Annotated in this window: 13 protein-coding genes, 1 tRNA gene and 1 pseudogene; 10 read left to right on the top strand and 5 right to left on the bottom strand. The window is 75.1% G+C overall.

Translation table 11 applies throughout. The features are described 5' to 3' along the window. The coding region (locus tag ACIO5D_RS21780; protein ID WP_400797106.1) for a hypothetical protein at positions 1–227 on the top strand (227 nt) is incomplete at its 5' end. A 205-nt stretch (positions 228–432) separates the two neighbouring features. Here ACIO5D_RS21780 and ACIO5D_RS21785 read toward each other — a convergent pair. Next, a pseudogene (locus ACIO5D_RS21785) lies at positions 433–1,710 on the bottom strand (PP2C family protein-serine/threonine phosphatase); the annotation flags it as partial. A gap of 173 nt (positions 1,711–1,883) precedes the next feature. Further along, complete coding sequence (locus ACIO5D_RS21790) at positions 1,884–3,347, bottom strand: FAD-dependent oxidoreductase (protein ID WP_363611061.1); 1,464 nt, start codon at positions 3,345–3,347, stop codon at positions 1,884–1,886. Positions 3,348–3,878: 531 nt separating this feature from the next. Between ACIO5D_RS21790 and ACIO5D_RS21795 the strand changes: the two genes are divergently transcribed. Then, entirely contained in the window at positions 3,879–4,808 is a 930-nt protein-coding gene (locus ACIO5D_RS21795) for a TetR/AcrR family transcriptional regulator (protein ID WP_400797109.1), read from the top strand. 338 nt (positions 4,809–5,146) lie between these two features. Next, on the top strand, positions 5,147–7,375 hold the full coding sequence (locus tag ACIO5D_RS21800; protein ID WP_400797111.1) for a sigma-70 family RNA polymerase sigma factor: 2,229 nt from the start codon (positions 5,147–5,149) through the stop codon (positions 7,373–7,375). 69 nt (positions 7,376–7,444) lie between these two features. Here the strand turns inward: ACIO5D_RS21800 and ACIO5D_RS21805 are convergent, their stop codons facing one another. The 3 genes from ACIO5D_RS21805 to ACIO5D_RS21815 form a co-directional block, all read right to left on the bottom strand. After that, positions 7,445–8,149 carry a DsbA family oxidoreductase gene (locus ACIO5D_RS21805; protein ID WP_400657140.1) on the bottom strand — a complete coding sequence of 235 codons (705 nt, stop codon included), beginning with the start codon at positions 8,147–8,149 and terminating at the stop codon, positions 7,445–7,447. A gap of 127 nt (positions 8,150–8,276) precedes the next feature. After that, positions 8,277–8,798, bottom strand: coding sequence for a universal stress protein (locus tag ACIO5D_RS21810; protein ID WP_363610948.1), 522 nt, complete (start codon positions 8,796–8,798; stop codon positions 8,277–8,279). 113 nt (positions 8,799–8,911) lie between these two features. Then, positions 8,912–11,062, bottom strand: coding sequence for an asparagine synthase-related protein (locus ACIO5D_RS21815; protein ID WP_400797114.1), 2,151 nt, complete (start codon positions 11,060–11,062; stop codon positions 8,912–8,914). Positions 11,063–11,781: 719 nt separating this feature from the next. Here ACIO5D_RS21815 and ACIO5D_RS21820 point away from each other — a divergent pair. The 7 genes from ACIO5D_RS21820 to ACIO5D_RS21850 all read left to right on the top strand — a co-directional run bounded on the left by ACIO5D_RS21820 (position 11,782) and on the right by ACIO5D_RS21850 (position 20,257). Further along, positions 11,782–13,209, top strand: a complete 1,428-nt coding sequence (locus ACIO5D_RS21820) for an MFS transporter (protein WP_363610952.1) — start codon at positions 11,782–11,784, stop codon at positions 13,207–13,209. 610 nt (positions 13,210–13,819) lie between these two features. Then, positions 13,820–15,397 (top strand): TROVE domain-containing protein, encoded by a 1,578-nt coding sequence (locus tag ACIO5D_RS21825; RefSeq protein ID WP_400797117.1) that lies wholly within the window; start codon positions 13,820–13,822, stop codon positions 15,395–15,397. 158 nt (positions 15,398–15,555) lie between these two features. Continuing rightward, positions 15,556–16,791 (top strand): L-2-hydroxyglutarate oxidase, encoded by a 1,236-nt coding sequence (lhgO, locus tag ACIO5D_RS21830; protein WP_400797120.1) that lies wholly within the window; start codon positions 15,556–15,558, stop codon positions 16,789–16,791. Positions 16,792–16,913: 122 nt separating this feature from the next. After that, positions 16,914–17,744 (top strand): tRNA (guanosine(46)-N7)-methyltransferase TrmB, encoded by an 831-nt coding sequence (trmB, locus tag ACIO5D_RS21835; RefSeq protein ID WP_363610959.1) that lies wholly within the window; start codon positions 16,914–16,916, stop codon positions 17,742–17,744. Between the two features lie 115 nt (positions 17,745–17,859). Further along, complete coding sequence (locus ACIO5D_RS21840; RefSeq protein WP_400797123.1) at positions 17,860–19,164, top strand: PrsW family intramembrane metalloprotease; 1,305 nt, start codon at positions 17,860–17,862, stop codon at positions 19,162–19,164. A 64-nt stretch (positions 19,165–19,228) separates the two neighbouring features. After that, a tRNA-Met gene (locus ACIO5D_RS21845) sits at positions 19,229–19,302 on the top strand. A gap of 190 nt (positions 19,303–19,492) precedes the next feature. Continuing rightward, positions 19,493–20,257, top strand: a complete 765-nt coding sequence (locus ACIO5D_RS21850; protein WP_400797126.1) for a hypothetical protein — start codon at positions 19,493–19,495, stop codon at positions 20,255–20,257. Positions 20,258–20,311 lie beyond the last annotated feature (54 nt).

Here is a 20,311-nt window from a genome sequence, read left to right on the forward strand (position 1 = left end):
CTGTTGAGTTCTCAAGGAACGGACACTTCCTTCAGGCCGCCTTCCAGCGGGCCCTCCGGGCGCTTCGTTCTTTCGTGTTCTCAGCTTATCAGATGTTTTCCGCTCCGTTTTCCGGAGTTTCACTCACCCAACTCGCTGCTGTCTTCCGCGACCTGACGGCCCGTCCGACGTTCCAAACTCTAGCCGATCCCCGCCCCGAAAAGCGAATCCAGCCACAATCCATATAAACGCGCACGCCGAATTCACCCCGAGCCGCGACCCGAAAAGAAGACGCGACCCGGCAGAACCGGGAAGTGGTGTTTCGTGGATTGGCCGCCCCGGGACCGTCCGCGCCGATGCGTGTCCGGTGCTCCCTGTCGGGCAACTCGAAGAACACTAGACCTCTCGGGAGGGCGAGTCAAGAGCGGGTTTCGGCCCGGGGGCGGACTCCCCGGCCGGCAGCTGGAAGGCGAGGACGGCGACGTCGTCGTCGTGCTCGGAGGTGACGCCCATGGCCCGCAGCAGACGGGCGCAGATCACCGCCGGCGCGCCGGCGGCCCCGGCGAGGGTACGGGCCAGCAGGTCCAGGCCCTCGTCGATGTCCTCGTCCCTGCGCTCCACCAGGCCGTCGGTATAGAGGACGCCGGTAGTGCCGGGCAGCAGTCGAAGGGTGTGCGAGACGTGGACACCGTCGCCGGTGCCCAGGGGCGGGCCGTTCTGTTCCTCGCTGCGCAGGACGGTGCCGTCCGGGGAGCGCAGCAGCATGGGGAGGTGTCCGGCGGAGGCATAGGTGAGGGTGCGGGGCCGCGGATCCCAGACGGCGTAGGTGCAGGTGGCGATCTGGTTGGCGTCGATCTCCATGGCGAGGCCGTCGAGCAGGCGCATCACCTCGTGGGGCGGCAGGTCGAGACGGGCGTAGGCGCGCACGGCGGTACGGAGCTGGCCCATGACCGCGGCCGCCCGCAGCCCCCGGCCCATCACGTCGCCGATGACGAGTGCCGTGCGGCCGCCGCCGATGCCGATGACGTCGTACCAGTCCCCGCCGACCGCGGCCTCGGCCCCGCCCGGCTGGTAGGTGGCGGCGACTCGGAGGTCGGCGGGCTGGTCGAGCTTCTGCGGGAGCAGGCTGCGCTGGAGGGTGACGGCGGCCTCGCGCTGGCGGCGTTCGGACTCCCGCAGCCGGGTGGCGGCGAGCACCTGGTCGGTGACCTCGGCGGCGAAGACGAGGACGCCGGCGGGCGGCCCGTCCTGGCCGTCCCCCGGCTCCGCCGCGTCGTGGCCGTTCTCGTCCCGGCCGAGCGGGACGCAGGAGACGTTGTAGTAGCGGTTGCCGGTGAGGCCGAGGATGCAGCGGGCCTTGACGCTGCGCGGCCGGCCGCCGCGGATGACCTGGTCCATCAGCGGCAGGACGCCCATGGCGCCGAGTTCGGGCAGGGCGTCGCAGGCGGGCAGGCCGGTCGGCCGGTCGCCGAAGAGCTCCCGGTAGGCGCGGTTGGCATAGCCGAGCTGGTGCAGCGGGCCGTACGTGACGGCGACCGGCGCGGGGATGTGGTTCAGCACCTCGCGCAGGTCCTGAGGCCGCTGCGGGCAGAGCGGGCTCGTCGGGTCGCGGGGGCTGGGGACCACGACGCCGTCGCCGGACGCCGCGCCCTGGTGGGTGTCGGCCCCGGTCGGCAGGGCGGCACGCCAAGGGACTCCGGTGAGCCGCGCGCTCCAGCGCATGAGGTTCAAACGACGGCCGTTTCCTCGGGTTTCAGGCATATCATCACTTTTTGTGTGCGTAGCAGCACACGGGGTAATGACTCGGTTGGGCAGATCCTGTCAGGCGGAGGCCCGATTCCGGAAGTCACGCGCGCCCGGCACGGCCGTCGGATCGGTCACGGCAGGTTCTCCGGAGCCCCCCTTCAGGCCGGCCGCTCGTCCGCGAGCCCGGGCCCCGGCTCCGGATCCGCTCCGGTGCCGGGACGGGAACCCGGACCGGAACGAGGGCGCGGCCCGGGGCCCGCCCCCGGGCCGAAGCCCGCCTCGAACTCCGACCGCGGATGCTCCAGCGTCCCCAGCGACACCACCTCGCGGGAGAACAGCCCGCCCAGCACCCAGTCCATCAGCACCCGCACCCGCCGGTCGGCGCTCGGCAGCCGGCGCAGGTGCCGCGCCCGGTGCAGCCACCAGGCGCGCCGGCCCGTGAGCCGCCCGCCGCGCCGGCTGTGGGCCACGGCCCGGCCGATGCCGAGCGAGGTCGAACAGGCGGCACGGTCCGGCCGGTACTCGGCGATCCCGGCCGCGCGGGGGCCGCCCTCCAGCGAGACCAGCACATTGGCGGCGAGCTGCTCGGCCTGGGCGAAGGCGTGCTGGGCGTTGGGCGCGCAGGGCGCGCCGTCCCCCCACGGGTCGGGCACGGCGGCACAGTCCCCGGCCGCCCAGACCCCGGGCAGCGCCCGCCCGTCCGGACCGATCGCCTGCAGGGTGGGCAGACAGCGGATCCGGCCGGTGGTGTCCAGCGGCAGGTCGGTGTCGCGCAGCAGCGGGGCCGGGCGCACCCCGGCCGTCCAGACCAGGGTGCGGGCGGCGAAGCGGCTGCCGTCCGAGAGCGCCGTCACCCGGCCCGCGGCGGACTCCAGGGTGGTGCGCAGCCGGACGTCGACGCTGCGCTCGCGCAACTGGGCCAGGGTGTGCGCGGCGAGCTCGGGCGACTCCTCGGCCAGGATCCGGTCGGTGGCCTCGACCAGGACCCAGCGCAGGTCCTCGGGGCTGATGTTGTGGTAGCCGCGGACGGCGTACCGGGCCATGTCCTCCAGTTCGGCGAGCGCGCCGACGCCCGCGTAGCCGCCGCCGACGAAGACGAAGGTGAGCGCGGCCTGGCGCAGGGCCGGGTCCCGGGTGGCGGAGGCGAGGTCGAGCTGTTCCAGGATGTGGTTGCGCAGACCCACCGCCTCCCCGACGGTGGAGAACCCGAGCCCGTACTCGGCCAGGCCGGGGACGGCCGCCGTCCGGGAGACCGAGCCGGGGGCCACCACCAGGATGTCGTAGTCGAGTTCGACCGGCGCGGGCGGTTCGCCGCGGGCGGCGGGGTCGGCCCAGGCCCGGCGGGTGGCGTGCTCGATCCGGGTGATCCGGGCGGTGAGCACCCGGCAGTCGGGCAGGGTCCGGCGGAGCGGGACCACCACGTGCCGGGGGTCGATCGAGCCGGCCGCGACCTCGGCGAGCAGCGGGTGGTAGGTCAGATAGGGCTGCGGTTCGACCACGGTGATCTCCGCCTCGCCCCGGCGGAGCCGCTCACCCAGGCCGCGCTGAAGGTGCAACGCGGCGGACATCCCGGCGCAGCCGCCGCCGACGATCAGAATTCTGATGGTGCGCCCCCTGCCGATGTGGCTCTGCCCGGACTACGCCCTCAATGAAGGACCGCCGGGGGCCCTCTTGTCCACAGTCCGTGCCGGGGCGGACGGGGCGGAGAGCGGCTCCTGGGACCGAATGTGCTGTCGGGGTGACTTTCTGACGTACTTTCGGCCGCGAACTGCCGTGAACTATGGTCGGATTGTGTCTCGGGGCGGCCATCGCCATGACAACTGGCGGCGACGCACCGTGGAGCGGCCACTACGGCCAGTTCTAGTGTTGGCGCGAGAACCCGACTGCGGGACAGTCATCCGGGGAAGGGTAGTTCCCGGACGAAGCCCCGCGGAGGTGCCGACGCGCCGAGCCGGACGCGCAACCCGGCCCGGCTGCACCAGCCGTGGTGGAGTCGGCGTCGTCATGCGTGAGTGGTCATGCGTCACCTGGACGGCACGAGCGGCACGAGCGATGGGTCATCGGGTCATTTCTTACAGACGGAGCTGCACCGGGGGGTGCAGGGGCGGGCGCCGACAGGGTCCGGCATCGGACGCCTGCGGGGGAGAGTTGGGATGATGGAGCAGGAGCGACTGTTGGGGCGAGCGGGTGGGTCGCACGCAGGCCAGGGCGTGGTGCCGGAGCAGCGCGGCCCCGCGGATCTGCCACCGCAGCACGGCATGCCGTACCCCGGCATGCCGTACCGGGCCGAGCCGCCACAGGGCGGCGGGCCGGCGCCGGGGGCCCGGCTGCGGGTGGATGCCCGCCGGAACCTGGAGAGCGTGCTGCGCGCGGCCCGTGAGGTGTTCGGCGAGTTCGGCTACGGCGCGCCGATGGAGGAGGTCGCGCGCCGGGCCGGGGTCGGGGTGGGCACGGTGTACCGGCGCTTCCCGAGCAAGGAGGTGCTGGTCCAGCGGATCGCCGCCGAGGAGGTCGCCTGGCTGACGGCGCAGGCCCGCGAGTCGCTGTACGGCGGCGGCGGGGCCTGGGAGGCGTTGGCCGGCTATCTGGCGCGGGCGGTGAGTACGGGTGCCGGGCGGCTGCTTCCGCCGGAGGCGTTCCGGTACGCGGAGGACCTGGGAAGAGTGCCCGGGCAGCGCGCGGTCGATCCGGCCGTACCGGGCGCCGTTCCCGGCGGCGTCCGGTACGAGTCGCTGGGCGCCGAGCCGCAGCCGGGTGCCGTCGGCGACCCGGCGTCGACGGCCGCCGACGCGGACCCGCGGCTGCTGCTGCAACTCCTCGCCGCCCTGGTGGCGCGGGCGGGCGCGGCCGGTGAGCTGCGGCCGGGAGTGACGGTCGCGGACGTGGTGCTGGTGCTGACCGCCTCGGTGCCGGTGCACGCCGCGCGCACCCCGCCGGCTCCGGCTCCGGCCTCGGCGGTGGCCCCGGTCCCGGCGACCGGCGGGCCGTCGGCGGCGGAAGGCGGGCAGGCGGACGGTCAACCCGCTGACGGGCCCTCCGACCGGCTGCTGCAGATTCTGCTGGACGGCCTGCGGGTGCGCTGAGCGGCGTTCCCGGGTGGCGCTCTCCACCCTTGGCATACCTGGGAGTTGACGGCTTCCCGGCGCGCTCGGAGCGGTCGCGCGCCGGGTACGGCCGATATCGCGGCGGGCGTCTCACCCGGGCCGAACAGATCCGCGACGGCTCCTCGGAAGAGTGGGTCGCGGCCGGTCCGGCTACCGCCCGCCTCTGCGCTATGCCATCCTTTGCCCGTGGTTGGAGCCAATGTCCCGATGCGCGCCGTTCGAGCGCTCTCGGCGCCGTGCAGCGGGGAACCGTGCGCCCACGCACTCCCGCACGCCCTGCCACACTACGGGGGCTGTCGTGGAATCTGGGGTCCGTTGTGAGCGCCGAGGAACAGAACGACTACGGCTACGGCCTCGACTTCGGCCGGGCCGACGCGGGCGGGCCTGAGGGCCGGTCCGGGGGTCCGGCCGCGGGCTCCCCCGCGCCTGGACCGGCTCCGGGCCCGGGGCTGGGGTCCGGGCAGGTGCCGGACCAGGCCGGGATGCCCAGCCGCGAGTCGTTCTCCGCCGCCGCGCTGCCGTCCAACCGGGTGCCGGGCCAGGCCCCGGCCGGCCAGGGCGGCGTCGCCCCGGAGGCCTTCGTCGGCACCGGCCGGCCGGCCCGCCCGACCGTGCCCGCCCCCGCCGACCCGGTGGACGGCGAGCGCCCGCCCTCCGACGCCGAGTTGACCGCCCGGGTGCGGGCCGGCGACGACACCGCGTACGAGGAGATCTACCGCCGGCATGCCGACTCGGTGCGCCGCTACGCGCGGACCTGCTGCCGGGACAGCTTCACCGCCGAGGACCTGGCGGGCGAGGTGTTCGCCCGCACGCTGCAGGCGCTGCGGGCCGGCAAGGGGCCGGAGTTCGCCGTCCGCGCGTATCTGCTGACCGCCGTACGCAATGTCGCCGCCGCCTGGACCCGCAGCGAGCGGCGCGAGCAACTGGTCGACGACTTCAGTGTGTTCGCGCAGACCTCGGCCGCCACCGTGGACCTAGACCTGGCCGATCCTGGCGCGGACGCCTGGGCGATGGCGCTGGCCGACCAGCGCATGGTGATGCAGGCGTACGCCGAACTGCCCGAGGACGACCGGATGGTGCTCTGGCACACCGAGGTCGAGCGGGAGTCCCCGAAGACCGTCGCGGTGATGCTCGGCAAGACCGCCAACGCCACCGCCGTCCAGGCGCACCGGGCCCGCGACCGGCTGGCCGCCGGTTTCCTGCAGGCGCATGTGTCGGGCAGCCAGGAGCGGGCCTGCGAGACGTACGCCAACCGGCTCGGCGCGTACGCGCGCGGGTCACTGCGCAAGCGCGCCTCGGCGGAGGTCGGCCGGCACCTCAGGGAGTGCGACCGCTGCACGGCCGCCTGCCTGGAGCTGTCCGAGATCAACCACGGGCTGCGGGCGCTGCTGCCCGGCGGCGTGCTGGTCTGGGTCGGCGTGGGCGGCTTCAGCGCCGCCGCGGCGGCCGTGGGCGGTGCGGCGGCGGTCGGTGGTGCGGCGGCCGGAACGGCGGCCGTCGCCTCGGGCGGTGCGGCGGCGGGCGGCGCGGGTGCGGCCTCGGGCGGTACCGGTGCCGGGGCCGGCGCGGCCGCGGGCGAGGGCCTGGGCTCGGCGGCCAAGGCCGGCATCGCCGCCGCGGTCGCGGTGGCCGCCGCCGCCGTCGCCGCGTACGCGCTGACCGGCTCCCCGGAGCCGAAGCCCCCGGTGGCCGCTCCCCCGGTCTCCTCCCCGGCCGTGCCCGCGCCGTCCCTGGCACCGGTACCGCCCGCACCGGGCCCGGCTCCGGTCGGCGTCGAACCGACGTCGGCACCGGAGCCGGCCACGAGCCCGGCCGCCACGCCACCGTCCCCGGCCGGGTCGCCGTCCCCTCAGCCGCAGGGCGCGCCCGTGCCCGCGGCCGGCCAACCGGCCACGTCGAAGCCGCCGGCGTCCCCGGTCACGACCGCGCCGAAGCCTTCGGTGCCCAGGCCACCGGTGCCGGTCGTGCCGACCCCGGTCGTACCGTCGATCCCCACCCCCGAGGTGCCGGTCGTACCGATGCCCACCGTCCCGCCACTACCGACCGTCCCGACGGTGCCGACCCCGACGGTCAGCCCGACCGTGCCGCCGAAGCCCTCCGATTTCTGGGCCGACTCCCTGCCGGTTCTGAAGCCCGGCAACAACCGGGTGCCGCCGCCGGTCCCGAGCATCCGGCAGAAGGGCAGCGACTGGTTCTGGCAGCGGGCCGGGGTCTCGATCGGCGGGGAGCACCACGCGCACGGCATCACCGTGCACGCGCCCGCCACCACGCTGATCGACCTCAACCGCGGTTGCACGTCCTTCGACGCGGTGGCCGGGGTGGACGATCTGACGGTCTCACCCGGCGGCGTGGTCTTCTCCGTGCAGGGCGGCGACGGCCGCACGCTGTGGACGTCGCCCGTGATGGGCACGGGCGACGCGGCGGTGCCCGTGCACGTGCCGCTGACCGGGCAGACGTCGGTCCGGCTGGTGGTCACGCCGGTGCACGGGGTCTGGTCGACGCTGAACGTGGCCGACTGGGCCGAGGCCCGCTTCAGGTGCGACTGAAGCGGGCCTCGGGGGGGCTGGTCGGAGCGGCCGGGCCGGGCTGCCGGCCCGAACGGACGGGCGGACCGGTCAGATCGCGCAGGAGCCGTCCGCGCAGGTCTCGCCGGCCGGGGCGACCTGCACCGGTGCGGGGCGGCGCTCGCCGATCTCGGTGGCGACCTCCTCCAGCACCTTGCGGAAGGTCTCGGCCTCCTGGCCGCCCTGGACGGCCCACTTGCCCTCGAAGACGAAGGTCGGCACGGCGTTGATGCCCAGCTCGCGGGCCTCGGCCAGCTGCGCGCGGACCTCGGCGGTGCCCTCGTCGCCCGCCAGGTACGCCGCCACCCGCTCGCGGTCCAGGCCGACGGCCGCGGCCACCTCGGTGAGCGCCTCGCGGTCGCCGACGTCCACGCCGTCGGTGAAGTGCGCCTTGAGCAGCGCCTCCTTCAGCCGCCCCTGGACCGCCACGCCGTACTCGGTCTCGGCCAGGTGCAGCAGCCGGTGGCCGAGGAAGGTGTTGGCGTGCAGCGCGGCGTCGAAGTCGTACGTGATGCCCTCGGCGCGGCCGAGCTCGGCCACCCGGGCGTCCATCGCGACCGACTGCGGCCCGTAGCGCTCGGCCAGCCACGCGCGGTGCGGGCTCGCCGTCGCCGGCGCGTCCGGCACCAGCTGGTACGGCCGGTAGACCACCTCGACGTTCTCCTTGCCCGCGAAGCCCTCCAGAGCCTCCTCGAAGCGGCGCTTGCCGATGTAGCACCAGGGGCAGGCGATGTCGGAGTAGATCTCGACCTTCATGACGGGGGTTCTCCAGGGGGTGGGGAGGATGCGTGTCGAGATAGGTGAACGATGAACCATCTCGGTACATTCCCGGCACCCGCCCGGCGCACCGCCCCGCCGTCCGGAAGCTCGGCGGCCGGGCGGCTCAGTGGTCCGGGGGCGCGGGGACGACCAGGACCGGGCAGGCCGAGTGGTGGACGGCCGCCGAGCTCACCGAGCCCAGCAGCAGCCGGGTGAAGCCGCCGTTGCCCCGGGTGCCGACCACCAGCGTGTGCTGCCGGGCCGAGGCGGCCAGCAGCACCTCGATCACGTTGCCGAGCACCACGTGCAGCGACAGCTCCCCCGCGTACGGGCGGCGGCGGGCCCGCTGAACGGCGGCCACCGAGCGCCGCAGGCCGTCCGCCATGCTCTCGACCAGCGTCTCGACGCTCTCCTGCACCAGTTCGGCCATGCCGGGCGGATAACCGGCCGGGGCCGGGTTGACCACGGCGAGCACGTACAGCGGCAGACCGAACAGTTCGGCCTCGGTCATCGCCCGGTCCAGCGCCCAGAGCGAACCGTCCGAGCCGTCGCAGGCGGCCAGCACCCCGGGTGGACGGCCGGACGGCGGGCGTCCGAGCACCGACAGCACAACGGGGACGGACGGATCCGGGCTGGCGCTGGTCACCACGGCCTCCTCGGGGCGGGGGTACGGGACGGGACGCTCGCCATGATCGCCCGCCGGCCCACCCGCACCGGCGAGCCGCGCCGGACACTCCAACGGCCTCGGGCCCCGCGGGCTCAGGCGAAGCGCGCCGCCGTCAGGGCCGTGCGTTCGGCGAGCGGCAGGCCGGTCCAGCAGGCGCCGTGGCGGCGGGCGCGGACGCGGCGCAGCCACAGCTCGGTGGAGACCAGGTCGGCGAGGCCCTCCAGGGTGCCGGGCGGCAGGACGGCGGACGGGTCGGCGGAGCCGGCCAGGCCGGCCCGGACGGCGGGGAGGTCGATCAGGCCGGCCTCCGCGAGCAGCGGGGCGTCGAAGAGTTCGGCGAGCCCGTCGGCGGCGAGCCGCAGTCCGGCCCGGGCGGGGGCGGCGCGGTCGGGGCGGGGGCCGCGGCCCCAGTCCGGCGGGAGGTCGGTGCGGCCGACACCGGTGAGGACGGCGTGCAGCAGGGCGTGCCGGGCGCCGGGCTGGAGCCGGACGTCGTCGGGCAGCAGCCGGGCCGCGCGGACCACCTGGTTGTCCAGGAACGGCGCGTGCAGCCGCTGGCCGGGCTGCTCGGCGGCGTGGACCAGCGTGCGGAAGGAGCGCGCATGCCGGTGGAGCGCGTGCCTGGCCCGACGCGCGCCCGGGTTCTCGGCGGGCGCCGGTTCGCGCGCCGCCAGGCGCAGCCGCAGGGCGACGGCGGAGAGCGCCTCGTCCGAGAGCCAGCGGGCCGCCGGGCCGGGGACGCACCAGGCCAGGTCGCCGGCGGAGCGGGCGCCCGCCGTGCCGCGCTCGTCCTCGATGTGCCGGACCGTCAGCCTGACCGCCGCGTCGTCGAGCGCGTCGGCGTAGCGGATCCGGGAGAGCCGGTGGGCGGCGCGGACCACGGTGAGCGGGGTGCGCAGCGCGCCCGCCAGCACGCCCACCGCCGCCCGGTCGGCACCGGCCAGCGCGGCGACCGGGGGCAGCAGTTCGCGCGGGCGGCCGGCCCGGATCAGGTCGGCGAGCCGGGCGGGGTGCCCGTCCAGGACCTGGCGGGCGCCGTAGCCGGTCAGGTGGTCGGTGCCGCCGGCGTCGAAGCGGGCCTCGGCGCGGGCGGCGGCGACCAGTTCGGGACCGGGCTCGTCGGTGAGCCGGCCGGCCCGCGGGTCGGCGCCCGGGCCGGCGTACGGAAGGGTGCCGGGGCCGGGGGCGAGCACGGTGTGCCGCAGCCGGGGGGTGTCGGGGGCGAGTGCGAGGGTGACCGGGCCGTCGGTCTCGTCGAGGGTGACGGCGGCCAACCGCTCCGGCCCCGGCTGTTCCCGGACCGCCGGGCGGGCCCAGGAGCCCTTCACGGCGCCGGTCCTGGCGCCCCCGCGCACGGCCGGCAGGCGTTCACCGCCACCCGGGGCGGCGGGGGCGAGCGGGACGGCGGCGGCGAGCAGGGCCACGGTCGCGGAGGCCGTCCCGTACGAGAGGTCGACGCCCAGCCGGGCCCGTCCGGCGTCGTCGGGGCCGGGCCCGGTGGTACGGACCCGGGAGCGGACGGATTCCAGCAGGGCCCTGGTGAGTTCGCGGACGGCCGGCGCCTCGCCGCGCGGCGGCGGGCCGCCCCCGGGCTCGTCGTAGGCGGCGAGGTAGGGACGGCCGCCGCGGACCGCCAGCGCGTGGCCGGGCGGGACGCGCTGCACCCCGAGGTAGGGCGTCCCGGTGCCGAGCGCCTCCGGCGACTCGGGGCAGGCGAGCCGGGCGGCGAGGTGGCCGGTGTCGAGGGGTGCGCCGATCAGGTCGGCGAGCGGGAGGGCGGCGGTGGCGTACGCGGTGCCGCCGCACCAGGGGGTGTGGAAGACGGGCCGGGCCCCGGCCAGGTCGGTGAGCAGCACGGTGGAGCGGGTGCCGCTGCGCAGCACGACGGTGTGGCTGCCGGGCCAGGCGGTGAGGTGGCGGACGGCGCCGCCGCGGGCGGCGGCGAGGCCGGCGGCGAGTTCGGCGTCGGAGGCGCCGCAGTGGCCGAGGACGGCGAGCCGGATGGTGGCGGGGGTGTCGTCGGCCGGATCGGGCCCGCCGGAGCCGGTGGTGACGATCGCCGGGGCACCGGGGCGGAGCGTGACCAGGCGGATCTCCTCGGGCCGCCAGTCACCGACCGCCCAGAGCGGGTTGGGGCCGGTCCAGAGGGGGCGCGCGGCGATCGGTGTCACCAGGGCGAGTGCTTCGTGCGCCGGTGTGCCCGCCCGGGGCACGCCCGTGCTCCAGCCCGTCAGCCACCGCATCGCGCCTCCACCGGACGAGGACCTGCACCGCGTGGCGCACCCGCCACCGGGCCGCCTCCCGCCGGCCCGTGGCACGCTGCGGCGGCTGCCCACCGCGATCCGGCGCACCGTCAGGAGACATGGTGCCACCGGTCGGACGCCCGGCGACCGGAGTTCTGGTTTCCGGTCCGCCGCGCCCGGCCCGGCCCACCGGCCCGGGGAGCGTCCTCGGCGGGTACCCGGAGGGCGGGCCGGGCCTCCCCCTCCTCGGCCCGGACCGCCGGGGCGACAACTCTTGTCATGCCCATCGCGAAATGGCTGAAAGGCATCGCCCGGTCCGGGAGGGCATCCGCATGCCCTCCCGGACTTCGCCACCACCCGCGGGGATTGAGGCGGCGGCATCCCCCGGCCCGCCGGGTCCTCGACGACGGGCCGACCCACGACCACCAGCGAATCGCCGACCAGCCGGTCGGGCCAGGGGGCACGGCCGGGCGCACATGGACACGGGACCGGAGCACAACGCTCCGGCGCGCGGCCGACCCGCACCGGTCCGGCCACCGGCGGGCGGTCCGGACCAACTCCGCCGCGGCGCGCGCCGACCACCGGCGGGTGCGCGATCCCGCCATCCGGAATGCGGCCTCTTAACCGTCGGAACGCGTCCGACTACTCTAGGTACAGCAGCTACGGCCCGGTGCCGCCCGGGCCCCGCGCACAAGGCCGCAGGAGGTGCCGCCGCCACCATGACCGTCAGCCCACGAGGACCGAACGAACGGCTCGGCACGCTCCTGACCCTCGCCCAGATCAGCAACGCCGGGCTGGCCCGAAGGGTCAACGACCTCGGCGCACAGCGCGGGTTGACGCTCCGCTACGACAAGACCTCGGTGGCCCGCTGGGTCAGCAAGGGCATGGTCCCGCAGGGCCCGGTCCCGCATCTGATCGCCACCGCGATCGGCGGCAAGCTCGGCCGACCGGTGCCGCTGGAGGAGATCGGCCTCGGTGACACCGACCCGGCGCCCGAACTCGGCCTGGCCTTTCCGCGCGAGGTCTCCGAGGCCGTCCGCTCCGCCACCGACCTCTGGCGGGTCGACCTCGACCTGCGGCGCGGCCCGGGTGGCGGCCGCTGGAGCGACAGCCTGGCCGGCACCTTCTCGGTGGCGGCCTACGCGACGCCCGTCTCACGCTGGCTGATCACCCCGGCGGACGGCTCGGTGGCCCGTGAGGCGCCGCGCGCGCCCGCCGAGCCGGGCTCGTACCGGGTCGGCCACTCGGACGCCGCCAAGCTCCGCGAGGCCGCCCAGGAGGCCCGCCGCTGGGACTCCAAGTACGGTGGCGGGGACTGGCGTTCCTCGATGGTGCCGGAGTGCCTGCGGGTGGAGGCGGCGCCGCTGCTGCTGGCCTCCTACAGCGACACGGTCGGCCGGGCACTGTTCGGCGCGACGGCCGAACTGACCAGGCTGGCCGGGTGGATGGCGTTCGACACCGGCCAGCACGAGGCGGCCCAGCGCTACTACATCCAGGCGCTGCGGCTCGCCCGCGCCGCCGCCGACGTCCCGCTCGGCGGCTATGTGCTGGCCTCGATGAGCCTGCAGGCCGGCTACCGCGGCTTCGCCGAGGAGGCGGTGGACCTCGCACAGGCCGCCCTGGAGCGGAACCGGGGGCTGGCCACCACCCGCACCATGAGCTTCTTCCACCTGGTGGAGGCGCGGGCCCAGGCCAAGGCCCGCAACGCGGCGGCGTGTGCGACGGCGCTCGGCGCGGCGGAGAGCGCACTCGAACGGGCTCGCGCCGGGGATCCCGATCCGGCGTGGATCGACTTCTACGCCTACGACCGGCTCGCCGCCGACGCCGCCGAGTGCTTCCGCGACCTCGGAGTGCCTTCCAAGGTCCGCCAGTTCACCCGGGAGGCGCTGGCCAGGCCCACCGAGGGCTTCGTCCGATCACACGGCCTGCGGCTGGTGGTCTCCGCCATGGCGGAGGCCGAGGCCGGCAACCTGGACGCCGCGGTCGCCGCCGGCGAGCGCGCCGTCGAGGTGGCCGGCCGGATCTCCTCCCAGCGCAGCCGCGAGTACGTGGTCGAGATGCTCCGCCGCCTCGAACCCTTCCAGGGTGAACGCCGGGTACGGGAGTTGACCGAACGGGCCCGCTCGATCCTGGTCGCCCCGGCGTGACGTCCGGCCGGCCGGGCTGTGAAGCCCGAACGCGGGGCCGGGACGCGGGGCCGGGACGCGGGCGCCTGACGGTAATTCGGATGCACCGACGGGAGAGGCCTGGCTATGGTCTCTCTCGTCCAGGTGCGCAGGCAGAGGTTACTTCCACTGTCAATGGGCGGGTCGCGGGTTCGAGTCCCGTCACCGGCTCCGGGCCGGTGTAGCTCAGTCGGTAGAGCGGCTGTGTACCTCAGCCGCCTTCGATCTCTGGACACCCATACGTGAACACCCATATCTGAACAGATTTCCGCACCTCCCGGTGCGTCGGCAGCGGTTACTCCGTGGAGTGCCCCCAGCGGGGCACGTAGAAGCGACCAACAACACCGCCGCCATCCTGATCTCGGGAGGCACGGCGCCGGGGTGCCCGGTGCGCAGGCGGGGGTTACTTCCGGATCTTGCGGTTCCGGGTTCGAGTCCCGGGCGGGCCGTGCGCGAGCACGACCGCTAGCTCAATCGGACAGAGCACAAGGCATAAACCCCCACCGATGTCGGCCGTCCGGCCGGCACGATCTCGGGCACCCCTTCTTCGCCCTGCCTCCCGCGCGTTCCACCAGCCACCAGGGGGCCCACCATGTCGCGTTTCAACGTCCGCACGACCAAGCCGGGTCCGAGTTCGCCCGTGACCACCACCGGCCGGCGCACGGCCAACCACAACGGCGGCACCGGCCACGTCCGGGACCGGAAGTCCGAGCTCTTCCTGCTGGCCGTCGCCAACCTGGTGGGGCAGGACACCTTCTACGAGCACGGTGGCACCCGCGACGACCGCTACACCGCGCTGGTACGCGAGCTTGCCGTGAGCGACCCGGAGTGGACCCTCGGCCTGCTGCGCTGGCTGCGCCACGAGGCGCGGCTGCGGACGGCCGCGCTGGTCGGCGCCGCCGAGTTCACCCGGGCCCGGCTGGACGCCGGGGCGCACGGCTTCTCCCGGCAGGCCGTCGACGCGGTGCTCCAGCGCGCGGACGAGCCCGGCGAGCTGCTCGCCTACTGGACCTCCCGCTACGGCCGCGCGCTGCCCAAGCCGCTCAAGCGCGGGGTCGCGGACGCCGTGCGCCGGCTCTACGACGGCCGGGCGCTGCTCAAGTACGACACCGCGGCCAAGGGTTACCGCTTCGGCGACGTACTGGAACTGACCCACCCCGCGCCCGACCCGGCCAAGCCGTGGCAGGGCGGGCTGTTCGCCTACGCCCTGGACCGCCGGCACCGGCCGGACGAGGCCGTTCCGCCCTCCTCCGACCGGCTGCTGACGGCCAACCGCGAGCTGCTCGCGCTGCCCGTCGCCGAGCGGCGGGCAGCGGTGACGGCCGAGGGCGGCGCCGAGCGGCTGGCCGCGGCCGGGCTGACCTGGGAGGCGCTGGCCGGGTGGCTGCAGGGCCCGATGGACGCGGCCGTCTGGGAGGCGGTCATCCCCTCGATGGGCTCGATGGCGCTGGTCCGCAACCTGCGCAACTTCGACCGGGCCGGGGTCTCGGACGAGGCCGCCGAGCAGGTCGCGCGGCGGATCGGCGACCAGGGCGAGGTGCACCGCTCCCGGCAGTTCCCGTTCCGCTATCTCGCCGCGTACCGGCACGCGCCGTCGCTGCGGTGGGGCCACGCGCTGGAGACGGCGCTCTCCCACTCGCTCGCCAACGTGCCCGCGCTGGCCGGCCGGACGCTGATCCTGGTGGACCGTTCGGGCTCGATGTTCGACCGGCCCAGCCAGCAGACCCTGCTCAACCGGGCCGACTCGGCGGCGATCTTCGGCACCGCGCTGAAGGTCCGGGCCGCCGCGGCCGACCTGGTCGAGTTCGGCACCACCAGCCGGGTCGTCGAGGTGCGGCCCGGTGAGGCCGTGCTGCGGGTGCTGGAGCGCTTCGGCGACCTCGGCGGCACCGCCACCGCCGAAGCCGTCCGCGCCCACTACCGGGGCCACGACCGGGTCGTGGTCATCACCGACGAGCAGACCGACCCGGGCCACCGGGGCGGCGACCCGCTGACCGCCGTCCCGGCCCACGTGCCCGTCTACACCTGGAACCTGGCCGGCTACGCCCCCGGCCACGGCCCGAGCGGCTCGGCGAACCGGCACACCTTCGGCGGGCTCGGCGACGCCGCGTTCCGGCTCATCCCGCTGCTGGAGGCCGGGGAGTCGGCCGGCTGGCCCTGGGAGCGGTAGGGCCCGGTCCTGCGGAGCTTCGCAGGACCGGGGCCCGGTCCCGGCGAAGCTCCGCAGGACCGGCCACCAGGCCCCCTCGACCGGCACCGCCCGCCGTGGCAGCATCGGCGGCGCCGGCCCCAAGGAGGGCCGGTGCCGGGCGAATCGAGGAGCGAACGGTGGCGTACGACTTCGACGTGCTGGTGGTGGGCGGCGGGATCGTCGGGCTCTCCACGGCGTACGCGCTGACCCGGGCCAAGCCCGGGCTGCGGCTGGCGGTGCTGGAGAAGGAGGCCGGCTTCGCCGCGCACCAGACCGGCCGCAACAGCGGGGTCATCCACAGCGGCGTCTACTACCGGCCGGGCTCGCTCAAGGCCCGGTACGCCGTCGCGGGCGCCGCCGAGATGGTGGAGTTCTGCCGCGACCACGGCATCCCGCACGAGGTGACCGGCAAGCTGATCGTGGCCACCGACCGGGCCGAGCTGCCCCGGCTGCGGGCACTGGCCGAGCGCGGACGGGAGAACGGCATCCCGGTCACCGAGCTGGACGGCGGCGGCATCGCGGCGTACGAGCCGCAGGTCACCGGCCTCGCCGGGCTGCACATCGGCACCACCGGCATCTGCGACTACCCGGCGGTCGCCGGCACCTACGCCCGGCTGGCCCGCGAGGCGGGCGCGGTGCTCAGGCCCGGTACCGAGCTGCGGGCGGTCGCCCGGCGGGCGGACGGGGTGACCGTGCAGACGTCCGCCGGAGAGCTGCGCTGCCAGGTGCTGGTCAACTGCGCGGGCCTGCACAGCGACCGGATCGCCCGGCTCGCGGGCGACGACCCCGGGGTGCGGATCGTGCCGTTCCGCGGCGAGTACTACGAACTCACCAAGGAGCGCCGGGAGCTGGTGCGCGGCCTGGTCTACCCGGTACCGGACCCGGCCTTCCCCTTCCTCGGGGTGCACCTGACCCGGGGCATCCACGGCGACGTGCACGTCGGCCCCAACGCCGTCCCCGCGCTGGCCCGCGAAGGGTACGACTGGCGTACGGTGCGCCCGCGCGACCTGGCCGGAACGATCGCCTTCCCCGGCACCTGGCAGATCGCCCGCCGGCACTGGCGGTACGAGGTCGGCGAACTGCGCCGCTCGCTGTCCAAGCGGGCGTTCACCGCCGCCGTGCGGCGGCTGCTGCCCGCCGTCACCGCCGAGGACCTCGTCCCGGCCACGGCCGGGGTCCGGGCCCAGGCGGTGGCCCGGGACGGCTCGCTGCTGGACGACTTCGCCTTCGCCGGCTTCGATCCCGAGGATCCGCGCTCCGCCCGCCGGCTGGTGCACGTGCTGAACGCACCCTCCCCCGCCGCCACCGCCTCGCTGCCGATCGGCCGCGAGGTGGCCCGCCGGGCGCTCGCCGCGCTGGAGGCCGGCGGCTGACCGACCGGCGCGGGGAAGGACGGCGCAGGGGACCGGTGCGGGAAAGCGGCCCCCGGAGGCGGTGCGGGGTGCGTCACAGGCTCTGCGGACCGCCCCCGGCGGCCCCGTAGACTCGGGGAATTGTGACTGCCACCGCCCCGATCCCCCAGCAATCGCCCTCCGCCCGGCTCTCCGCCGCGCCCGCCGGCTACCCCGCGCCGATGTACCCGCACCGGGCCACCGAGGCCCAGCACAGCGAGCGGCGCATCCGCAGCTTCCAGCCGCGCCGGGGCCGGATGACCAACGCCCAGGCGGGCGCGCTGGACCGGGGCTGGGAGCGGCACGGCATCGCGATCGACGGGAGCCCGCTCGACCTGCGCGAACTCTTCGGCGGCCGGCCGGTCACCCTGGAGATCGGCTTCGGCATGGGCGAGACCACCGCCGCGATGGCCGCCGCCGACCCGGGCATGGGCATCCTCGCCGCCGACGTCCACACCCCGGGCCACGGCAACCTGCTCGGCATGCTGGAGCGCGACGGCTCGGAGAACGTCCGGGCGGCCGCCGGCGACGCCGTCATACTCCTGCGCGACATGCTCCCCGACGCCTCGCTGGCCGGGCTGCGCGTCTACTTCGCCGACCCGTGGCCCAAGCCCAAGCACCACAAGCGCCGGCTGGTCCAGCCGTCCTTCCTGGACCTGGTGCTGCCCCGGCTGGCACCCGGCGCGCTGGTGCACTGCGCCACCGACTGGGAGCCGTACGCCGAGCAGATGCTCGCCGTGCTCTCCGCCTCGCCCGAGCTGGAGAACCTGCACCCCGAGGGCGACGGCACCGGCTGGCTGGAGCCCGCCGACCACCCGGACGGCAGCGTCCCCGGCTATGCGCCCCGGCCCGACTGGCGGCCGGTCACCAAATTCGAGCGGGCCGGCCTCGCCAAGGGCCACGTGGTGCACGACCTGCTGTTCCGCCGCCGCTGAACCACGGGCGGCGTTCGACCGGCGGCCCCCGCGGTGACCGCGGGGGCCGGGTCCGGCGGGATACGTCGTTCCGGATCCTCCCTGCGGACCCGTACCGTGGCCTACCCTGTGCCGGGTGAGCAGCCCGTCCGGCGGCGGGTACCGGACCTCGGTCCAGGCCTCCGCCGACGACCGAGAGATGCCCACGCGTACCGTCGGCACCCGCGCCATCCCGGGGCCCCGGAGGCGCCGGGCCCGCTTGCTGGTGCCCTGGCCGGCCTTCCCCGCTCCGCCGGCCGCCGCCCCGGCCGGCCCGTCCCCGGACCTCGCCGGCCCGGCACGTCCGGCACGTCCGGCACGTCCGGTGCGCTCGGTCGCGCTCTCCTCGGTCACCGCCACCACCGTCCTGACCCTGATCGGCTGCGGTGTGCTGATCCTGCACCTGGTACGCCGCCAGACCGGCACCACCGGGCTGCTGGTCGGCCTGGGCCTGGCGACCGTCCCGCTCCCCTTCGTGCTCGGCGGCCTCGCCTGGCTCAACCAGACCGCCCGGGTGGCGCTGCGGCACACCGTGTTCTGCCTCGGCTGGGGCGCGTTCGCGGCGACCACCGTGGCGATCCTCGCCAACGGCTGGACCAGCAGCTATCTGACCGCCCACCAGGGCAGCCTGGGCGAGGTGCTGGGCGCCGACATCGTCACCCCGGTGATCGAGGAGAGCGCCAAGGGCGCCGCCCTGCTCGTCCTGCTGCTGCCACTCGCGCCGCGGCTCCGGTGTCGCGGCGACCGTACCGGGCGCCCGGGCGCGACCGTCCTGCGGGCGCTGCCCAGCGGCCGGCACCCCCGGGCGTCCGCCGGCCGCCCGCACGGCCGGTACCGGCCACGGCTGCGCCCCTGTCCGCGCCCGCTGCCGTATCCGCACCCCGGCCCGCCGGGCCGGGACCGCCTCCGGGCCCGGTCCCGGCCGCGCACGCTGGCCGCCGGGGTCGTCCTCGGCGGGACCACCGCCTGCGGCTTCGCCTTCACCGAGAACGTGCTCTACCTGGGCCGGGCCTTCACCAGCGACCAGCAGCAGCGGCTGGACAGCATCGGCCTCGGCGAGACGCCCAGCCTGCGGGACTTCGACAGCACCGTGCAGACCTTCGTCCTGCGCGGCCTGCTCTCCCCCTTCGCCCACCCGCTGTTCACCGCGCTGACCGGGCTGGGGCTGGCCGTCACCCTCACCACCGCCCGCCACTGGCTGGCCCGGCTGGCCGCGCCGACCGGGCTGCTGCTGGCGATGACCCTGCACGGTGTCTGGAACGCCGCCGCCGACCTCGGCACCCACGGCTTCCTGCTGGTGTACGGGGTGCTGATGGTGCCCTGCTTCGCCGCGCTGGTCTGCTTCGCCGCCTGGGCCAGGGCCCGGACGGCTCGGCACGCCGTCCGCCGCGCGAAGCGCTGATCCGGGGCCGGGGAAGAAGCGATTTCCCATCCAGGCGACTTCCCCGTATTGTTGTGTTTACCGACGCGGGGTGGAGCAGCTCGGTAGCTCGCTGGGCTCATAACCCAGAGGTCGCAGGTTCAAATCCTGTCCCCGCTACTCAGTAGCCGAAAGGCCCGGAGGATCAGTCCTCCGGGCCTTTCGCGTTCCCGGCCTCATGGAGGCCACGGTCAGGGCACGAAGCGGTAACGCCAAGAGATTCCAAGATCCGGCAAATGGCGGCTCAAGCATACTGAGGAGAACTTCACCCGTTCGGCTGCGCTCCGTCGCGCCGGGTTAGGAAACTCCCATGCTGTCGAAGCGCCTTGCCAGCACTGCCGCGATCTGTCTGCTCCTCGCAGCGGGCACGGCCGCCTGTGGCGACAACAAGGACAAGGCCTCCGCCACCCCCAAGCTCGACACCGAGAAGCTGAGCGCCCAGGAGATCGAGAAGCAGGCCAAGGACGCGCTGGCCGGCGCCTCCTCCGTCAAGATCGTCGGCAATGTGGTCGACGGCGACGGGAAGATGGAGATCAGCCTGGCCCTCGACACCAAGGGCCAGTGCACCGGCTCGCTGAGCATGCCGGGCACCGGCAAGTTCGAGATCATCAGCGACGGCAAGGAGACCTACCTGAAGCCCGACAAGGACTTCTGGACGGCCGTCGCCGGCCCGGCCGGCGAAAAGGCCGCCGAGCTGTTCAAGGGCCGCTACCTGTCGGGCTTCCAGGGCGACCCGGACATGAAGGAGCTGACCACGGTCTGCAACCTCAAGGAGCTGAGCAAGAAGATCGTCGAGGACGACAGCAAGAAGAGCACGGTCGCCAAGGGCTCGGCCGGCACCGTGAACGGCGTCAAGACCTTCAGCCTCAAGTCGACCGGCCCGGACGGTCAGCAGGCCACCATCCACGTCGCCACCGAGGGCAAGTTCTACCCGGTGCGGGTCGAGCAGAACAAGGGCACGGAGACCGGTCAGACGGACTTCACCGACTTCGACAAGCCGCTCACCGTCCAGGCCCCGCCGGCCGACAACGTGATCGACTTCTCCAAGTTCAAGGACGAGCTCAAGAGCGCCTGAGCAGCGGCCGCGAATAATCCGTTGCCCCCCTTCCGGTGAGCTGCCTAAGGTGGT

It is taken from the genome of Kitasatospora sp. NPDC087315, from assembly GCF_044744345.1.
In the GTDB taxonomy this organism is placed as follows: Bacteria; Actinomycetota; Actinomycetes; order Streptomycetales; family Streptomycetaceae; genus Kitasatospora.